Annotated in this window: 18 protein-coding genes and 2 pseudogenes; 4 read left to right on the top strand and 16 right to left on the bottom strand. The window is 37.4% G+C overall.

What is annotated here, in order from left to right:
• Window positions 1–3 precede the first annotated feature (3 nt).
• The 12 genes and pseudogenes from KZ793_RS13570 to KZ793_RS13515 form a co-directional block, all read right to left on the bottom strand.
• On the bottom strand, window positions 4–672 hold the full coding sequence (locus KZ793_RS13570) for a 2OG-Fe(II) oxygenase family protein (protein WP_225815820.1): 669 nt from the start codon (window positions 670–672) through the stop codon (window positions 4–6).
• The gene (locus KZ793_RS13565) at window positions 672–1,073 is read right to left on the bottom strand and encodes a hypothetical protein (RefSeq protein WP_225815819.1); all 402 of its coding nucleotides are present in this window, start codon (window positions 1,071–1,073) and stop codon (window positions 672–674) included. The genes KZ793_RS13570 and KZ793_RS13565 overlap by 1 nt, the downstream gene beginning before the upstream one ends.
• A gap of 25 nt (window positions 1,074–1,098) precedes the next feature.
• Entirely contained in the window at window positions 1,099–1,629 is a 531-nt protein-coding gene (locus KZ793_RS13560; protein ID WP_225815818.1) for a GrpB family protein, read from the bottom strand.
• Window positions 1,630–1,705: 76 nt separating this feature from the next.
• The gene (locus KZ793_RS13555; RefSeq protein ID WP_225815817.1) at window positions 1,706–2,839 is read right to left on the bottom strand and encodes a hypothetical protein; all 1,134 of its coding nucleotides are present in this window, start codon (window positions 2,837–2,839) and stop codon (window positions 1,706–1,708) included.
• Window positions 2,840–2,914: 75 nt separating this feature from the next.
• Entirely contained in the window at window positions 2,915–3,181 is a 267-nt protein-coding gene (locus KZ793_RS13550; RefSeq protein ID WP_225815816.1) for a hypothetical protein, read from the bottom strand.
• A gap of 218 nt (window positions 3,182–3,399) precedes the next feature.
• A complete protein-coding gene (locus KZ793_RS13545) occupies window positions 3,400–4,473 on the bottom strand; it encodes a hypothetical protein (RefSeq protein WP_225815815.1) in 1,074 nt (357 codons plus the stop codon).
• A complete protein-coding gene (locus KZ793_RS13540) occupies window positions 4,466–4,651 on the bottom strand; it encodes a hypothetical protein (RefSeq protein ID WP_225815814.1) in 186 nt (61 codons plus the stop codon). Before KZ793_RS13540 ends, KZ793_RS13545 begins: the two co-directional genes overlap by 8 nt.
• 315 nt (window positions 4,652–4,966) lie before the next feature.
• Entirely contained in the window at window positions 4,967–5,602 is a 636-nt protein-coding gene (locus KZ793_RS13535) for a 2OG-Fe(II) oxygenase (protein WP_225815813.1), read from the bottom strand.
• A gap of 76 nt (window positions 5,603–5,678) precedes the next feature.
• Entirely contained in the window at window positions 5,679–7,001 is a 1,323-nt protein-coding gene (locus KZ793_RS13530) for a hypothetical protein (protein WP_225815812.1), read from the bottom strand.
• Window positions 7,002–7,113: 112 nt separating this feature from the next.
• On the bottom strand, window positions 7,114–8,433 hold the full coding sequence (locus KZ793_RS13525) for a B12-binding domain-containing radical SAM protein (RefSeq protein WP_225815811.1): 1,320 nt from the start codon (window positions 8,431–8,433) through the stop codon (window positions 7,114–7,116).
• 580 nt (window positions 8,434–9,013) lie between these two features.
• A pseudogene (locus KZ793_RS23070) lies at window positions 9,014–9,180 on the bottom strand (IS30 family transposase); the annotation flags it as partial.
• 568 nt (window positions 9,181–9,748) lie between these two features.
• Window positions 9,749–10,336: pseudogene (locus tag KZ793_RS13515) on the bottom strand (ISAs1 family transposase); the annotation flags it as partial.
• 606 nt (window positions 10,337–10,942) lie between these two features.
• Here KZ793_RS13515 and syd point away from each other — a divergent pair.
• The 3 genes from syd (at window position 10,943) to truC (ending at window position 13,126) form a co-directional block, all read left to right on the top strand.
• Complete coding sequence (gene syd, locus KZ793_RS13510; protein WP_225815810.1) at window positions 10,943–11,497, top strand: SecY-interacting protein; 555 nt, start codon at window positions 10,943–10,945, stop codon at window positions 11,495–11,497.
• Between the two features lie 524 nt (window positions 11,498–12,021).
• Window positions 12,022–12,354, top strand: coding sequence for a YqcC family protein (locus tag KZ793_RS13505; RefSeq protein ID WP_225815809.1), 333 nt, complete (start codon window positions 12,022–12,024; stop codon window positions 12,352–12,354).
• 1 nt (window position 12,355) lies between these two features.
• A complete protein-coding gene (truC, locus tag KZ793_RS13500; RefSeq protein ID WP_225815808.1) occupies window positions 12,356–13,126 on the top strand; it encodes a tRNA pseudouridine(65) synthase TruC in 771 nt (256 codons plus the stop codon).
• Between the two features lie 217 nt (window positions 13,127–13,343).
• On the opposite strand, the gene KZ793_RS13495 is transcribed toward truC, so the two are convergent.
• Entirely contained in the window at window positions 13,344–14,405 is a 1,062-nt protein-coding gene (locus KZ793_RS13495) for a hypothetical protein (protein WP_225815807.1), read from the bottom strand.
• A gap of 499 nt (window positions 14,406–14,904) precedes the next feature.
• Between KZ793_RS13495 and KZ793_RS13490 the strand changes: the two genes are divergently transcribed.
• Window positions 14,905–15,354, top strand: coding sequence for a flavodoxin (locus KZ793_RS13490; RefSeq protein WP_225815806.1), 450 nt, complete (start codon window positions 14,905–14,907; stop codon window positions 15,352–15,354).
• 57 nt (window positions 15,355–15,411) lie between these two features.
• Here the strand turns inward: KZ793_RS13490 and KZ793_RS13485 are convergent, their stop codons facing one another.
• From KZ793_RS13485 to glnD, 3 genes are all read right to left on the bottom strand, one after another.
• On the bottom strand, window positions 15,412–15,798 hold the full coding sequence (locus KZ793_RS13485) for a DUF3461 family protein (protein WP_225815805.1): 387 nt from the start codon (window positions 15,796–15,798) through the stop codon (window positions 15,412–15,414).
• A gap of 209 nt (window positions 15,799–16,007) precedes the next feature.
• A complete protein-coding gene (dapD, locus tag KZ793_RS13480) occupies window positions 16,008–16,832 on the bottom strand; it encodes a 2,3,4,5-tetrahydropyridine-2,6-dicarboxylate N-succinyltransferase (protein ID WP_225815804.1) in 825 nt (274 codons plus the stop codon).
• Between the two features lie 46 nt (window positions 16,833–16,878).
• The gene (gene glnD / locus KZ793_RS13475; protein WP_225815803.1) at window positions 16,879–19,527 is read right to left on the bottom strand and encodes a bifunctional uridylyltransferase/uridylyl-removing protein GlnD; all 2,649 of its coding nucleotides are present in this window, start codon (window positions 19,525–19,527) and stop codon (window positions 16,879–16,881) included.
• Between the last annotated feature and the right edge of the window lie 81 nt (window positions 19,528–19,608).

Here is a 19,608-nt window from a genome sequence, read left to right as displayed (position 1 = left end):
AAATTAAGTTCTGAAAATTTCAATCTGGACAGAAAGCCGTGGCTGATTACAAAGTAATGGCCTCACGGCATGCCACGAATTTTCTCTCGGTTCAAAAAACACTGAGTTACCGATTAGTGGTTCAACTTTAAAAACGATATCATCTATATTTTGCGATCTTAAACCTAAAAATTGTCCTCCATTGGTACAATTCCAGGTTTCATTAAAAAACATCACGTGATTCAGGATTTTTTCAGGTTTATCTTTATGAGGTGAAACCCAATCACCGGTACGGTAATATTTATAAAATCCCATTTTGAATTTTAGTCCTGATATATCCAAATCTATGGCTTTAAGAATAGCATCTCGATATTGAACACTAGAAACTTCCTGATATAGAATTTGCCAGCATTTACCGAGATTTTTAAAGTCATTCTCAAGATCGGAAGCTGTGATTTCACGAACTGAAAAACGGTACTGTTTTTCATGTTCTGTTCCTTTTTCTATATCGTAAAAACCACTATTAGGATAAGACTTAAAAAGTGGCGTGGGATCAGTAAATAGATTGGTTGTGGTGCCAGCTTTAAAAGGTTTAACCAATAACTTGGCATTTTTTATTGCATTAAAATTGATCATTTTATTGTTGGAATAATCTATATATTTTAAGTAAAAAATATTAATGATATCTGGCATTAATAGTTTATTTTGTAATGTCGTCTTGATGTGATTCTGATTTTTTCATCAAAGGTGTATATGTCAACGAACTTAAGTTTTTCGTAAATTTCCTCACTAAAATGTGAATTAACACTTGCTTTTTGTGTCCTGTTCATATTTGCTATAATGCAAACCTCATTTTCATTATTAAAATAAAATCTTTCTATATCAATGGATATATTACTGTAATTTGAGTGGAATATTTTTACACTATCTATAAAATCACTGATTCCTTTGACTTGTGGATATTTAAGAAAAAATCCAGAATAATTTTCTGCCAGGATATCGTTAGCACTATCGTACAGTTTACTTTGATAAATTAATTGGTAAAAGTCTGTGATTGTCGCTTTTTTTTGGTTGCATTCAGATATATTAAACATTTTTTTCCCGGTTGTTAGCTTGCGTCTATTCAGTCATATAATTTGGATATTCTTTAATGGCTTTAACAAGATGATAAATTATAAATTCTTCTTTACCACTACAATATTTGTCTATATCATTATTACAGACTTCGACTACTTGTTTCTTTAGAACCCCATATTCTTTTGCAATATGGGGATGTCTTCTTAAATAATTACGAAAAGCTAAATGCTTTACGATTTGTGGATCGCCGACTTTAAACGCGTGTACCTGATGTGTCCTGTTGTTACCCCCTTTCTGAAAATAGCGCCGGCCTGTGATTCCGAATTCACCTTTGGCCTTATAGCCATGGGACTGCATAATATCCGTATAGTTATCAAGTTCGTTAATATCATCGACTTCCACTAAAATATCGATGACTGGTTTGGCAGCGAGGTATTCGACGCTGGTACTGCCAATGTGATGGATTCGGTGTATGTTTCCGTTAAGTATATTATTTAATAAATTTGCTTCTTTTTGATATAATGCAGGCCATTGTGAGTCGTACTCAACAACTTCAATTATTCTTTCTATCATATGCTTTATTCCATCAGGGATATATTTATGGTTTTCCAGTAATAAGTGTTAATATTAATTATATTTATCAAAATTTTTATTGTCTACTATTGCAAAAATTAATAATTTTATTAAAGAATAAATCGAATTTTTCCGTATCGTTATAACTATAGCAACAACCGTAAGAGGGTAATTTATCAAGCTTCATTTCCACTTTTTCTCTAATGTCTTGCGTTATTTTTGGTGTAATAGATAAGTAATCAGTAAAGTATTTTATATTTTTATCTTCCATGAATAATTCACTATGCTTAAGATCTTGTGCAGTAATTGAAAATATATCACTGGTTGTAAATTTCAGGTTTATAAAAATGGCATTTTTTTTATCTCCCTGATATTTAAGTTTAAAAATCTTTATAAACTCTTTTGTGTCAAATTCAAGCCGTTTTCGCTCATCCGGTGGTAAATGTTGTCCCGCATATTGATAAATCTCATCAAGGAAGATATTCTGGGGACGGTTAGAATTAATATCCAATGAACATAAGTGATCGTGGCTAATTGCACTCAAGTTCAGTCCAACACGTTTAGGCCAGCCAGAGAATTTTAATTCGTCACCATCAAGCCAGCCGACAATGATATCATCTGATAAAAAACTTGCACCCAAATGAAAGCAGGATTTAAACATGGTACTTGTTTTTCCTGCACCCTTAACACCATAGAAAATATAATTTTTCCCATTATAGTTAATGCCAGAGGCATGAAAAAATAGACAACCTTTTTTAAACAGAGCACAGCCAACGACATATTTTATCATACGAACAATAGCCCTACTCGCTAGCATATTATTTCGCTCATATGTGATCTTCCAGTTTGTACCTTGCTGACTAATGTCGATGAGAATTTCATCCTGTTCAGGTGTCTTTTCACACAATATTTTTGTAGTCTTCCCGTCATATTTTAAAATCCTCATCCCTTCGCCAAGTACTTCATCGGTCATTAATATTGGAGGGAGGCGATGAGGTTTACTGTAATCCAATTCGATGTTCAGTTCGTGAATAACGCTGTGAAGGTTATCTACAGAGTTAAGTTCAAAGCGGCACAATATTTTCAGTACATCAGCACTGTCATGGATTTTAAACGCGGGTAGCAAACAGTTCTGAACGTTATCACATATATCTTTATTGCCATGTATGCTTATAAATTCTCCTGCAAATCTTAAACTGATATGTTGCATCTAATTATTGCCTTTCATAATATTGTGTATTCTCAAAAATGGATAGATTAGAAATTTAATGCATTTAAATTATTGTCATAAAAAATTATAAGTTCCTGGTTCATAAAAATTAGGTTTACTGAAACCAAGTGTGATGGTTAAGTTCTGAATTAGCGATAATAACCAAGTGAATAACGTTCTTACAAAGACTATTATTACAGCCATGATAAAAAGCTCAGTGCCGTATAATGCGATTAGTGCAGATAAATCTTTGGGAGCAGTATTGAGCATATCAACAATGTGGCCAATAAAATAAAACATACCCGCTTCTATTCCAGCAACAAAACCGCTCAACAGTAACATGAAAAAAATGGCCAATTTTGCCTGTTTTAAATAATGAGTAATGAATTTAATGGATGAGCCTGGTAGCATACTGCCAATAGAATTAAAAGGCTTAATCTAGTTAGCAAACCAATTATTAATGTTGAATTTTTTAAACATAGTAAGCGTTATCTATAATTTGGATTATGAAAAAGTTATGGTATATATATTGGTATGGATGAATTGTTTATTATATTTCCCTATATCATTTTTAAAATCCATAAATCGAAAATATCTTGATAAAACTTATCATTATGAACCATTAGACTGGCAGATTTAGCATCGCGACAGAATATTTCAGCGCCAAACTCATCAAAGGGTGTCATGGTATATTTTGAACCTAGTGCTTCTTCAAGAATATATGAGGCATTACGGATATTTTTTGCAGTTTCTGTTTTGATAACATTTAAAGAAAGTTTGCGAGAAGTATCAGAGATATTGTAATTTTTGTATAAGCAGTCCTGAATAATACATCTGTTGGTATATTCTAAAGCGATGACCTGGGATATACGATTTCGAAATAAGGCATCAGATAACTTTTTGCTTAACATACTCTTTTTTTTCCGGAAGGAGGATCTTATTCGATTAAGTACACCTTCGAGCCCTCCATTATAAGAAGACATCCAGCCAATGTGCGCAATTGGAACAAAAGTGGATGCAAAGACTGTTGAAAGGTTGCCTATTACCTGCTCAGCATTAATATAAGTATCAATCTCGATTGGGCCGCTGGAGGTTGATCTATTGCTGCTCAGAGGGTAACCGTTGGTAGATTTTACGTATTCCTTTGGCAGTAAAACTAAATATCTGTCAGAAGACATTATGTTTTTATGTTGCATAGAAACAACAAAAAAATCAGCATCATATCTATAGCTACAGACCGGAGCGCTTCGTATCACCCTAAGTTTACTTCCTTCTTCAGACAGAATGTTACTAGCTATTTCATTATATTCAGAAGTTACAGAAGCAATTAATGACTGATCACACAAAAGCTGTTCATATATTTTCGGAGATAATTGATGGATTGTATTTATCTGCTGGTTATGCATAACCCAGCAAATGGATGCAGAAATAGAATATTGACCAATAAGATGCGCTATATAGCTGAATAAATTGGCAGATTCATAATCAGTAATAAGATGATAAAGTACGTTATTTGCTTTCAATGAATTAAAATAGTCGCGAGGAAACACATTATCGTAATCACAGGTCTGAAAATATTTTAGGCCAAAAGTTCTAAGAATAGACTCATGAATATTTTTAATATTATTATTCAACAGTAATCTCCTGGGCTGGTTCTCGCATTAGAAAATTTGAAAGCCCTGTATTAGCGGCATAAGCTCCACAATTAGGGATCATTAAAATATCTCCTTGGAATAATTGCGGTAATAACGTATTCAATGTTAAATAATCAGCTGGTGTACATAGAGGACCATATACAGCGGTAGGTAGCATTATAATTCTCAAAATTTTACCATCAATTATTTTTGGTAATATTTTCTTAAAATGGATAATGGTAATTCTTATCCGATTTTCTTTATTAAAATAGAAATCAACGCTATTTCGTAATAGGTTATTCAGGGCATTTCGTCTATCCCATGATACTGATACGCTTTAACCAAGAGGCGTAGAGTGGCTCTACAATACCAAACAATTCTTATCCACTGTTTCCGGCCAGATAATGTCTGGCAGCTGCCAGTCTTAATTCAAGGGAATGTTTCTGTTTTATAAAACTGCACCTTAATCAGTGAGTGTCTAATTTTGATATTTTCAGGCATGGATTATCCTTCCTTTAAGTGAGTTTTTAGGTTGAGATGACCAAAATACTATTTGGATCGAATTTCTTTTATAATTTTTATGCATTGCATTAACGGAATGCAGAGATTGGTCTGAACGTTTGAAGACAATAGACCTTCCAGGGCAGGGTTCTATCATATTTACAACATTCCCATTAGTATTGTGGACGACAAACTCACCACCAAGATCGGTACCAAGACTACCACTGAGATAAATCAGATGGGTGGCTAACTTAGGTTCCCGGTCAGTATGTGGGGACATAAAACAGTTCTCAATATATTGATTTAAAATGATCTCAATTTTACCATTGACAAGTTTGCATTTGGTTATACGTTCTATATTCTCTCTGTATTGATTCGATTTAATATATTCAATAAAATTTAACCAACATTTATTTAATTCAATGGATGTCGGAGAAGTTTCAAACTCGCTGTAAATTTTCAGTTGCTTGCATAAATAAGTCTTATCAGAGCCACTTTTTCTTTCTGACATTTGTAAATGTTTTTCAGGAAAATTGTCTATAAGGTTATTAATAACAGAAGTTGATAGTATGTTATCACTTAAACTCCACGGCCAGGGAGTACCCGTTTTAAAATCAGAGAAATTCATCATGATAGTCAATTTAATTTGTAGTTATTAGCTAATGATAAATTAGAATCCAGGAAGTACTGATGGGGGATTGAATTTATTCGATAGTTTCCACGTTGGCATTCAGCATTCGTAAATTAGCCAGCATATTGCTATAACCACGTTCTAAGTGGCTTGCTCCCTTAATCGTTGTTTCACCGCCTCTAATTAATGAAGCAATTAACAGGACCGCGGCGGCTCTTAAGTCAGTGGAGAAAACTTCGGTTTGATTATCGTGTAACACGCTGGGAAATATCGATATGCGGTTAGCGCGTTTTTCTATATTAGCACCTAATTTTTTTAATTCAGGAACATAGGCAAAACGCTCTGTCCAGACCTTTTCTTCTATGCATGAATGACCATCAGCATAACACATTAAAAGTGCAAAAAATGGTTGGTGGTCGCTATAAATGCCGTGGCTTTTGACGATAATGTTACTTTTATATAATTGCTGGACCTCTCGGATAAAGACTTTATCTTTATTGAAATTTACATCAATACCCATCTCCTTGAACAGTGTTATTTCAGCACAAAGTCCCGCTTGAACTTTCTCAATTTTTTTGCATTCTAATTGAATGAAAACTTTAGCCAAAACAGACAAAGTAAGATAGGTAACGATTTCTGAGACATCGGATACAAGCGTCATTTCGATAATACGCGTAGTATTCTCAACAGAATCAACAGTACCACGTCCAATGATTATTTCTTTGGAGGTTCCAGATACCTGATAACCCGCTGTCGATAAGAAATCCAGTAATTCGGTAACATCTGGTTTCATATAGGGATTCCGAATCACGGTTTGACCGTTAGTGACAAACATTGCCGCTAAAATTGCCGTTTTAGTCGCTCCAGAGACCAAAGGGCCTGTCAGTTCATCGGCAACATCCGAATAGTCCATGATATCTATTGAACAAGCACTAAATCCGTTAGCGTAGCCGGTCATCATTTCACCAACAGCCGAGAAGGTAGCACCAAAGCGTGTTAACACACTTAACATATGTTCAATTGGTCTGGAACCACCCTGACCTATTGTACATCCACCAAAAGATTGATAAGTAACCTGACCTAATTTTCCCAGTAATACAGGAATCAAATAAATAGAACCGTGGATTTTATCTGCCATGAAAGGGGGAATAAGCGGTGTGTTTAACTGAGTACACATGATTTCTAGACAATCATTTTTATGGAAGCAAGTGCCGCCAAGCTCATTGATAATTTGGCTAATGATAATGGTATCCAAAACGTGGGGAACATTACGGATAATGACTTTGTTATTTAGAGCTACAGAAGCAGCCATAACTAACGTTACTGCATGTTTAAAGCCACTAACTTTGATATTTCCCCCCGTCAGTGGGCTAGGTGTTACCTTTAATGATTTCATAAGTGAAGTATATTTTTCTTATAACTTTGTTATTTTTATGATAAGCCGTAATATTAATATGATAATAATGATTAAGGTTGAGGTCATTAAATTAGAATTAGAAGTAATATTATTACTTCGCCGACTTATTTATTGATGTTTTATTATTTATTTCAGAGTCTTTCCGATATTCGAAACCATGAAAAAGGCGATAATATTCAATTTCATCAATATCGTTATAGTTACGGTTTGCAAACAGTTGTCGATTAAATAGAGATACATCAAAAAGTTGCATGTCATCTGTAATTTCCTCATAAGAGGTGTAAATAGTTGGTCGATAACGAGCATTATTCTCATGTATATATTTAATTGTGTTTTTTAACCCCTCGATTGAATCGCCAGGCATACCCATCATGATGAAGCAATTAAGTTCAATATTATTTTCCTGACAAATTTTTGAAATATTTCCGAGTTTATTGTACGCATCAATTTTTATTTTTGGTAAATTATTTTTGGCAACGTTACTTTCAATGGTTTCTACGCCTAAACTTATCCTGATGCAATGAGCGCGAGCCATAGTTTTTATCAATCGTTCATTAAGGAAGGATAAGGTGGTGACACATTTCCATGGTATTGACATTTTCCTTTCTTCTATCTGTTTGCAAAGTTCAATAACCCATTGTTTATTCAGTGTAAAAGTAGGAGCATAAAACGTCACATAGTCAAAGGGCTGTCTGGAAAAGGCATCCTGAATATAATTTAAAGTGCAATCTACCGTTACACGTCGGTCCTTATTTCCTTGCATTGCGGGTACATCACAATATTGACAACCAACACTACATCCTCTGGCTACAGGTACGACTAGCTCACGGCGTTGGGGAATGCCACAAAATTTATTAAAATCATTAAGATACATTTTATCATAATGAATATAAGGAATTTCTTCGACGTTAGGAAAAACCCACTGTGTGGGATCAAGCATTCGCCCATCACCCGTTTTATGGTAAATACCTAGTTCCTGGACAAGAAAACCCGATGCGGTAATCCCGTTTTTCAATCCTAGAATGTAGTCTAATATTGCAGCCTCATAGTCTCCAGAATAATGAATTGCATCAAACCAAAATTGTCTAAAAATAAATGGATTTTGTTTACTCAAACGGCCAAATGTCACCAACTTGCTTTTGGGGGATAATTTTTTGCAGTAATGTACAAATCTTTGGAATGTATCTATGCCATCAAAATCATTCATCGCTATAATAATATCGAACTCGTTATTAATTAATAGCTCACATATATTCTTCCAGTGTACATTTAATGCCGACGCATCTAGACATTGAACATCGATATCCGGTAAGTTCTTCCGTATAAAAGAGGAAACTTGAAAAATAGGTAGATGGTGACCAGCATTAAAATAGCTTGGTATATAAGGAGGAATTATGATTAATATGTTCATAAGAATATTGGTTATTAACAGTCTAGTATTGAAAAGCACTCATCTATACCCTTCATCTTTCAAGCTGCTGCTTTGTTGGCTGCGTTCACTCACCCCGGTCACATAGTTCGCTATGCTCCCGGGGATTCGCTCCCTTGCCGTCGCGATGTATCTTGAAATCCATTGGGTATATTAATGAATGCCGTTTTGTATGAAAGCTAAAGTAGAGGAAGAGCTTACGTCATCAATTATGTTCTAAATTATACATAAGTTGTTTTATCGCCATAGAGGCATAACAATGAAGAGAGATAAAAAGCAATTTTACGATTATCAATTGGTGAGAAAAAATTTCCCTAATCAACAAGTGGATTATTAATGATATTATCACTGTCAGAAATTTTATTTATTAATTCAACAGCTGTTATATAATTTTCTTTTTCATTAGCCTCGCCGAATCCATGAGTGACTATTGATCACCAGGAATGTTGCGTGTCATAATAATTAATAAAGATAAAATTTATATTTTTTTATTAACAAGAGTCGTTCGTAAATACTCTTATTAATATCACGGATGATACTGTTCAGTTTTTTTATTTCTAACTTTCTTCGCGAGATGACGGTAATTCAACACGTTAATGTGAGCCTGTGTAGGGCTGTATTTATGGAGATCCTGATTTCTCTGCAACTCACACTAATGGTTGACGGGCTTCGCTTGAGTGATTTCGTAATGAAAAGCGGTGAGAAAATTTTTTCAGCAGAAGAAAACAAGAATGCTACCGCCCTTGAGTCAAGGTCTTAAATCCTGAAACAACCATTTGGGATATCAATGCTTATTGATTATACCCGTTATCTTTCAAGCTGCTGCTTTGTTGGCTACTTTCACTCACCCCAGTCACATAGTTATCTATGCTCCTGGGGATTCGTTCACTTGCCGCCTCGCTGCAACTCGAAATCTATTAGGTATAAACTACAAATTGCGAAAAATAACTTAATCAGTCTATTGGTTTTGATGACAAAAGAAATTGTCGCCGATTTTGCTAGTAAAATTGGGGCAACATTTGGCGTCGTCAGAAACTAAAAGCGCTGATTATTCATTTTTAGGCTTTTTATATTGAGACTTATTGCCATGTTTAATTACTTATTTATTTTCAATGGATCAAGTTATTGGGTTATTTTTCATCTGGTCATGTCGATAAATTTCTATAATATCGATAATTTTACTTTTTTATTCCTTTGACATTTTTGGGATGGAATGAATTGATTCCATAAAGGCTTTAAACTTGTTTAAGCTATTATCATATAAATTGGTAACAATACAGGGCAAGAGCATGAATGTTCATTTCTTGCCCAATGCCTGAAAACCTGCAATTAAAACTTTATCCAAATACTCGCTGCTCATATTGGCCATGTTTGCTTTGCGTCGCATGCTGGCTTTTACACTGGTTTCTGCACGTAGCATATTAAGCGAGAAGTGCCGCATACCCGCTAATATCTCGGCTGCATTGCCGCGACGAATGGCACACGCATCTTCATTCATTGATACATCAAGCACCCAATGGACGCGATTTTCAATACCCCAATGACCCCGGACCGCCTCCCTAAAACGGTCTGATTCAAGTTCGGCAGAGCTGATATAATAATGATAATCCAGTGATTCTTTTTTTCTCGCTTTATCAAGGCGATATCGTATTGCTACTCCAATGCTTTTTAAGCCTTTCCATTCCGGAAATTGCGAGGCAAGTTCTCCCGCCGGTAATACATGATATTCACGTAATTCAATTCGCCCATGCCCTTGTTCTATACAGACATTTTCTGATTTTCTGACGACTGTGACTTGCGCTGACAGTGTTTGTTTAACCGTGCGATGTAACACTGCCTGATTATTTTTTACGGCCAGCAGATAATCACCGCCCTGGGCGATAATTTAATAAGTAATTTTAATTATTTTAAATAAATAAAATTGATACCCCTTCAAAGCAAGGCAGTAGAACTAATGTATGCACACTTTTTAACTCAAGTATATGTGCATCTTGAACTAAGATAGTGCCTCCATATGACATCAGAATTATTGATTATCCTTGATAACTGGTTAATAAATGTCTGACTTATTGCTGGAATATTCGCGTGTTTGTTATTTACTTCAAATAATCTATTGTATATATAAACATAATTTAAATTATTTGCATGAGTTTTATTAATATAGTGCAATAAATTTAATGTGAATCACAATTTAATTGTATTTATAAATTATTGATGACAAATTTATGTGATGTGAGTCACTTTTTTATCCGGCCATAGGATGAATGCCTTGAAGCTTAAAGGTCGATGGATCACGGTACTCAGCTGTTTGGCTTACTGAACGGGAGACGTCGGTTGCATTTGCTGCGCTTATCTGTGGAAGAATGGTACTGTCAGGTTGTACAATGGCGTTTATTGGACAGAAATCTTCTACTGAGTTTTTAGTGGGAAAGATACCATCCTGTATATCAAAACATTAAGTACCTCCTAACAGTTACCGGTTGAAAATAATATGATTTCTAATGTTACAGAAGCGCTGTCTAATTTTACCCGTCGTTATGTTGATTTGTGGCAACAGGAAACTGGAGCCCCACCTGTCAGCCGTGAACTTTATGGTGTACCATCACCTTGTATTACCCAAACTGGTGACAACGAGGTTTATTGGCTTCCTCAGCCTTTTCCTTTAAAAAATAAGCTGAATAGCGTCGAAGTTGCACTGGATATTCAATTACAACCGGCAATTCATGATTTTTATACGTCGCAATTGGCCGGTGATATGACGGTAACGTTTGAAGGTCAACGGTTTAGTTTAATTCAGGTTTGGAGTGAGGATGACTTTATCCGTTTACAGGAAAACCTGATAGGACATTTAGTGACGCAGAAACGGTTGAAACTGTCGCCAACGGCGTTTATTGCGACGATGGAATTAGATGATATGGGTATCATTTCTCTGTGTAATTTGACCGGTGAAGTGATCTTGGAACAATTTGGTAGCCACAAACGAACGCGGTTATTTACCGATTTAATTGGGTTTCTTGGTGCAATTGAACCTGTCTCTATTTGTTAGGCCCGGATTTTTAACGCTATATTTGTGAGATATCTCTTACACTTCATGTAAGAGATATCATGGTTTACTTTTGTGAGTTTCACATTAGTTTATTATTTTCATTTTATTTCAATAGGCTATAAATAATCACAGATTTTATTCCCTGTCCTCACTTACTGGTTCCATTATGTGTAGCTTGTTTCATCGAACGAATTAATTCATTCTGTCCTCAGCAGGAAAGGAATCATTGCGCACAATTTCTCAAGGACAGATGAGTGATGATGGTCAGGATGACATAATGCATAACAGGATCGTATGCAACATAAATAAAATGATGGGTAACGGATAACCAACTAGGGACAATTTGTCAAGGAGTGAGCAGGGAGCATATTATTAGCGGGACTGCTATAAAATCAACTTAAGGGGAGCGCTTGTTCGCTCCCTTCTCTTATTTGGTGGAGCAAGCAAATTTTCAGCTTAAGGGGTATCGATGGTATTCTTGCGAACTTGGTCGTGTTGAGTAAAAACTGAGTCAGGCTGAAAATATGAGTACTGCAAAACAAATTCTGCATAAATTACAGTTAATTGAAGAAGCCATGAGGGAAATTGACCTGTGGCAGGGTCATCCGCCTAAAGCGGAAGCTTTCGAAAGTGTTGAGCCATTCTCCATTGATACGATGTTAGCTGAAGAGTGGTTGCAGTGGGTATTGATTCCGAGAATGTATGCATTGTTGGAGCAGGGATTGGCGTTGCCTACGGCATTTGCTATCGCGCCTTACTTTGAGGAGTTTTATAAAGAAGATACTACTGGGCGTTACCAGCAACTGCTTGAACATCTTCGTTCGTTGGATTGTTTATTTATTCAGGATAATGCCTGATATGTTGGAAGTATTATATCAGGATGATCATATTGTGGCAGTCAATAAGCCTGCGGGGTGGTTAGTTCATCGTAGTTGGTTGGCGCGTCATGAAACTGTCTTTGTTATGCAGACATTGCGTGATCAGATTGGTCAGCATGTTTTCCCTGTACACCGTCTGGATAGACCAACGTCAGGTGTATTGCTGATGGCACTTTCCAGTGATGTTGCCCGTCAGCTTTCCCAACAGTTTGAACATCATCAGTTACAAAAAACTTATCATGCCGTTGTGCGTGGTTATGTGTTGGAATCGGCTATTATTGATTACGCTCTGGTTGAGGAGCTGGATAAGATCGCGGATAAATTTGCAGAGGGTGATAAAGAAGCTCAGCCTTGTGTAACTTATTACCGATCATTGGCAACAGTAGAGTGTCCGGTGGAAATAGGCCGTTATCCTACATCACGTTTTAGTTTGTTGGAATTGACACCGAAAACAGGTCGGAAACATCAATTGAGACGGCATATGGCACATATTCGTCATCCAATTATTGGTGATACGACACATGGTGATTTACGGCAAAACAGAGGGGTTGCCGCTCATTATCAAACCAATCGGTTGATGCTTCATGCTAGTCATCTTGAATTAGATCATCCCGTTACGGGGGAGAAATTATCGCTTACGGCAAAATGGGATGCGTCATGGCAGTATTTGATACAACAATTTGGTTGGCAAGGTATTATCCCTGATTTGGAATATAATGAAGTGAGTAAGGTGGAAAATTTCATCGATTAAGATATCTTCAAAGAATACCCGTTGCCTTTATCTCTTAACTGAGGTAATTAAGAGATAAAGGCAATGTTTAGATATTATTAATAAAGATTGTCAATGTATAAGTTTATTAGTTTTTACTGGTTAATGTTATTGTTTTTTTGAATTTATTCTTGAAAGAAAAATAGTCGATATAACTATTGAAGAAATTAATAATATTGTAAATCCGGCAATAATTTCTTCAATGCCAACACCTAAATAAATAGTATAAGAAAGAATGATCATGGTAATAAATACATAAGTTCCTGATTGCATACCCAAAGTATAAAGAGAGTTTTTTGAATATAACCCCAGATAAGAGAAAAATTGTATTAGCTAAAAATACCATAATTGTGAATAGTAAATAGAGTATGCCAGAATTTATCATAATGCCAAGTAAACAGAATCCGAGAGAAAATAATTGAATGATATTACCTACCATGATTCTTCTGGTTAAAAGTACAGATTTAATGACTTTAATGATGCCAATTGCACAGGGGAACCATATAATCAGTAGTATGATATACATTTGAATCATACCAATATGTTCAAAATATTGTGTTCGCATTGCTGGCATAATCATTAAGGAGAGGAAAAAGCAAACATTGATGATAACCAAACTTGAAAAGGAAAAGAAAACAACTAATTTATTGGCTGTTTTTACATAATCCTTAATATCGTATTTTTGTTTTTTTACGTTATTATTTTTAAAGCCAGTAAAATAGATAATTGAAGTAATAGAGTAAATAAAAGCAGCAAAAAAATCTGCTGATGTACGAGAGTTTAAACCGAAGAAAGAGAAAGTGACTGGGATTAGAAATGGCAGGCTTAATAACGCCAGGCTTAAGATAGAAAAATCTTTATTTGTCTTCTTTTCATTTCCTTCGGTTATAAGAATATTTCTTCCCATTATGACAATAAATCCACTTATTACTCCCCATAATATTCTATGCAGAGTATTCAACCAAACTGGAATAAGAGTTATTTCTATTGAAAAGAGAATGCAGTTTATAGTTGCTAATAATAAGAAGAATCCAAGAATATTTCTTTTAAAAAAAGCAATATTCATTTTTCGAATAAAAAAGGATATGGTCATACATCCCAGAGATAACCCCAATAAATAGGAAAAAACAGGAATGTAGGCATTTAAAATCATACCGCCATCTTTAAGTACAGCATCTACCCAAGTCATCAGACCCGATGAGCCGGTAATGTTTGCGGCACTTAATAGTATACTCAGCACAACAGCTCTATTGTTAAACATAGTGATGGTTTTCCTTTATTCAGTGCTTGTTTGTACCATTCTATTAATCTCATAATACTATTGTTGATCTTGAAGAAAAGGATATGGTCATTTTTCATATTAATATCAATATCATCAACTAAAGTTGTTTAAAAAAGTGATTTTAACACTGAATTATTATTGGTTAAATAACTTGATTTAAGATGATGTCACTTCTATTACTTTATCTTGGTTGTCACAGAAAATGATGTTTTTGATGATTACCTGTTGCCATTATTATGTAGAATAACCACAATCATTGAACATTACATATATCTGTCATTAGCTTAACGGATATATGATGAGTCATTAGTGCTGATAGGATATTTTTTACATGACAGAGTGAACTTAATAGTAGCAATATTTGATTTGATACGACGACTTAGCTGGTAAAGGTAATTATCCCTGATTTGGGAAGGGTTGAGTTTTCTGCTGTTGCCAGCGAGGATAACTAATAATTCCTTTGAAGAGATAATAAATTATGGCAAAGATAGGTATTTTTGTTGGTACTGTTTACGGTAATGCCCTGGCAGTTGCAGAAGAAGCACAGCAAATCCTTGAACAACAAGGTCATGAGATAGAAGTATTTGAAGAAGGGGAATTGGAACAGTGGCAGTCCTATCTTGATCACGTGATTTTAGTTATCACTTCAACGACTGGGCAGGGGGATTTGCCCGATAATATTCAGCCACTTTATTGTGCTTTACGAGATGAATTAGGTTATCAGCCGGAATTACGCTATGGCGTGATCGCTTTGGGTGATAGCAGTTACGAGAATTTTTGTGGTGGTGGTCGCACTTTTGATGAGTTGCTACAAGAGCAAGGGGCAATAAGAATTGGTGAAGTTTTGATGGTGGATGCGGTGGAAGAAGCAGAACCGGAAGTTTTTGCTCAGCCTTGGATCAGGCAATGGGGAGAATTAATTGAATAATCACAATACACCGCTTATACCAAATAGGGTATAAGCGGTGTAATTAATAGAACCGTTTTATTTACGGGTTAGCTTTTCCAGATCGGCTTCAATCTCGGCAATCTTGTTGGCAACAACGTGTTCAAGATGACGCAAGTCATCGAGGATTTTGTGTTTCAAATCGACTTCGGCCTGATCTCGTTTGCAAATTTGATCTAGCTCTTCAATCACATAACGTAGGTTAGTGTTGATTTCATTGATCTCTTTGTATCCTTGCTCTGTATTGTTTGCAGTTACAGTTTTGCGTTGGCGCGGATATTTGAATTTCGCGCTTTTAGCAAAGAATTCACCTTTATCTTTGCGAAAATAGATTTTCAGAATATCGTTGTTAGCTTCTTGACGCAGACTATAGCGGTCAATTTCTTCGGGATATGTGATCCCCAGACTCTTTAAGTTATCGTACATGGCACCACCTTAAGGGTATTTTCCCAGTAGGTTATTCTATGCGTCATTTTGAATGTGGGTCGTGCTCAAACGCCTTATGTACGCTGTGTCTGTTCCAGGTTGTGCACGTTGCCCGCGTTCAAACTGCCTATATTAATAACACTGACTGAGGTCGGTAATGATGATAAAAAGCAAAAAAATAGCGGATTTATTATCCGCTATTTTGAAGTTTAATCTATCGCTCTTAAGAGTTCATTAATGCTCACTTTTGCCCGTGTTTTAGCATCCACTTTTTTTACAATGACAGCGCAATACAGGCTGTAGCTGCCATCTTTCGATGGGAGGTTGCCAGAGACAACAACAGAGCCGGCAGGGACTCGGCCATAATGGATTTCGCCTGTTTCACGATCATAGATTTTGGTGCTTTGACCGATGTAGACGCCCATTGAAATCACAGAACCTTCTTCGACAATGACACCTTCTACAATTTCAGAACGGGCGCCAATAAAGCAGTTGTCTTCAATGATGGTTGGGTTGGCTTGCAATGGCTCCAGCACGCCCCCGATACCGACGCCGCCGGATAAATGGACGTTTTTACCAATTTGGGCACAGGAGCCGACAGTTGTCCAGGTATCTACCATTGTTCCTTCATCAACATAAGCGCCGATGTTGACATACGAAGGCATCAGTACACAGTTACGGGCGATAAAGGCTCCCTGCCGCGCTGCCGCAGGAGGAACCACGCGGAAACCCTCTTTTTCAAATCTCGCTTGATCGTAATCAGCGAATTTCATCGGGACTTTATCGAAATAACGGCTTTCGGTACCATCAATGATCTGATTTTCATTGATACGGAAAGAGAGCAGTACCGCCATTTTCAGCCATTGATGCGTGACCCACTGACCGTCAATTTTCTCTGCAACACGCAGTTTTCCACTATCCAACAGATTGATGACTTGAGTAACAGCATCACGTGTTTCATGGTTAACTGTTGCTGGAGTAAGCGTTGCGCGGTTTTCAAAAGCATTTTCGATAATGGATTGTAATTGCTGCATTGCATCGGTTCCTTGGTTATCGTCCGAATCATAGGCTTATATTCAGTTATATTTTATCCTTTGGATTTAGGGTTGCTGTCAACCTTTCTGACAATTCTTCTCTGACTTTTTTATTTAATGCTTTGTGATCCTTATCCGCCAGAACAAAAAAGTCTTCGACACGTTCACCGATCGTGGTGATATGAGCACCATGTAGTGAAACCCCCATTTCGGCGAAAATATTACCGACTCTTGCCAGTAACCCCGGCTGATCTAGGGCAAATAGTTCCATATAGGTTCGTCGTTCGTTATGGGTAGGCAGGAAGGTCACTTTTGTTGGGACGTTGAAGTGGCGCAGTTTGGTTGGTAATTTTCGTGTTTTCGGTGTTTTGGTATGAGGGTCCAGAACGACTTGTAAAAGTGCGTTACGTATTATTTCGTGGCGATCCGATGCTAAAGGATGACCGTTGGGTTCCAGTACTAAGAACGTGTCCATTGTCATACCATCACGATTGGTAAAGATTTGAGCATTATGAACACTCAGGTTACGTCTATCCAGTTCACCGACAACCGCCGCAAACAGGGAGGGACGATCTAAGCTCCAGATAAAAATTTCTGTACCGCCGCGGGTTGGCTTGGTACTTATCAGTATCAGGGACTCTTGAGAATCATGTTGCACTAGATGACGGGCGTGCCAAGCGAGTTGTCTTGGTGTATGGCGAAGGAAATAATCTGCATGACAACGACTCCAGAGCTGATGAAGTTTCTGTTCGTTAATATTATCTTGGCGCAACAGAGCAAGTGCCTGAAAACGGTTATGACGGATGCGTTCCCGAAAATCTGGCGTATTTCCCTGGCGTAATTGATTCTCTGTAGAGAAATAGAGCTCCCGTAACAAGCTCTGCTTCCAACTATTCCATAGGTTGATATTGGTTGCACAGATATCAGCGACTGTCAGGCAGATCAGGTAGCGTAACCGGGTTTCATTGAGGATTTGATGGGAAAATTGCTTGATGATTTCCGGGTCCTGAATATCTCTCCGTTGAGCTGTAACTGACATTAACAGATGATGACGAACCAGCCAGGCTACCAAATCAGCTTCTCGTGAGTTAAGCCCATGTTGCAGTGAAAACGCTAGCGCATCGTCAGCGCCAAGTTCGGAATGGTCGCCAGTACGCCCTTTGGCGATATCATGAAATAGTGCAGCAAGGCATAGAAGCTCAGGTTGAGGCAGACGAGGGTATAGCTCAACACAGAGTGGATGGGCCGGACGATTATTCTCATCGGCAAAACTTTCCAGTTTTCTCAGTACGCGGATAGTATGTTCATCGACGGTATAAGCGTGAAACAGATCAAACTGCATCTGACCGACAATATTGCCCCAAAGTGGTGTATAAGCGCCAAGAACACTGTGACGATGCATGGGCACAAATGCGCTTTCAACCGCCCTTGGGTGACGTAGGATGTCCATAAAGATTTGGCGAGCTTCCGGTAATTCACACAACGGCTGAGACAGGTTGCGGCGTGCATAACGGAGGTGGCGTAACGTAGTAGAATAAATACCTTGAACTTCTTCATGTTCCGCCATGCGATAAAACATTCGCATAATAGCTGCGGGTTCTTTGATAAACAGGGTTTCATCGATTAGATCAATAAGTTGCCCCCGTAGCTGGAATTCACTATCCAATGGACGGGATTTTTCATTGGTTTCCAATGCCAGAATGGCTTCATCAAACAGTTGCAGTAGCATATTGTTGAGTTCGCTGACGCGGCGTGTCATCCGGTAGAAATCTTTCATCATTCGTTCTACCGGTTGATTACGTTCTCCTTGATAGCCTAGTAATTGAGCAATGCTGAACTGGCGATCAAATAACAGGCGATTATCATAACGATTGACGATCAGATGAAGAGCAAAGCGGATACGCCAGAGGAAACTTTGGCATTCATTTAATTCATTACGTTCTTCTGCTGTCAGGAAACCAAAGTCGACCATTTCATCTATGGAGGTTGCACCAAAATGGCGACGGGCAACCCACAGTAAGGTATGAATGTCTCGCAATCCTCCGGGGCTGCTTTTGATATCAGGTTCCAGGTTATAACTGGTACTGTGATAGCGCTGATGGCGTTCGTGTTGTTCGACAATTTTGGCATCAAAGAATTCAGTGGAAGGCCAAAAACCATCACTGAAAGTATGTCGTTGTAATCGAAGAAAAATGGATGGATCGCCACAAATTAACCGTGATTCGATTAAATTCGTCGCAATAGTCAGATCTGATAGCCCTTCCAGCAAACACTCTTCAAGTGTGCGAACACTGTGGCCGACTTCCAGCCGGATATCCCATAGTAAAGTGATAAATTGCCCAACATTCTGAGCTTGAGGCGGTGTGAGTGGTTGTTCACTGAGTATCAATACGTCGATATCAGATAGCGGATGCAGTTCCCGCCGCCCGTATCCGCCGACGGCAATCAATGAAAGCGATGGAATTTTATCAAATCCATAGGCATACCATAATCTTTGTAACAACTGGTCTATGTAATCACTGCGTGCGGAAATCAAGGCTTCTGCGGAAATACCCGCTTTAAATGCATGTTCCAGCCAAAACTGAAATTCTTCGAGGTGCTGTTTCAACACGGGATAGCGAAGCTCTTCACCAGAAAAATCAGCGGGAGAAAGTGGCGGGATAGGGGCTTGAATTGTGGCGATATCTGCTGACATAAGTATAAACCTATGAGAAAGGCGAATCATAACGGCCAGATTACTGAGAAAGTAGGGTGTTAAACAAGGGGATATTGCAGA

The organism is Photorhabdus antumapuensis, assembly GCF_020387775.1.
Classification (GTDB): domain Bacteria; phylum Pseudomonadota; class Gammaproteobacteria; order Enterobacterales; family Enterobacteriaceae; genus Photorhabdus; species Photorhabdus antumapuensis.
The sequence above is the reverse complement of the archived record's forward strand: the minus strand, read 5'-3'. Positions and strand labels throughout refer to the sequence as shown.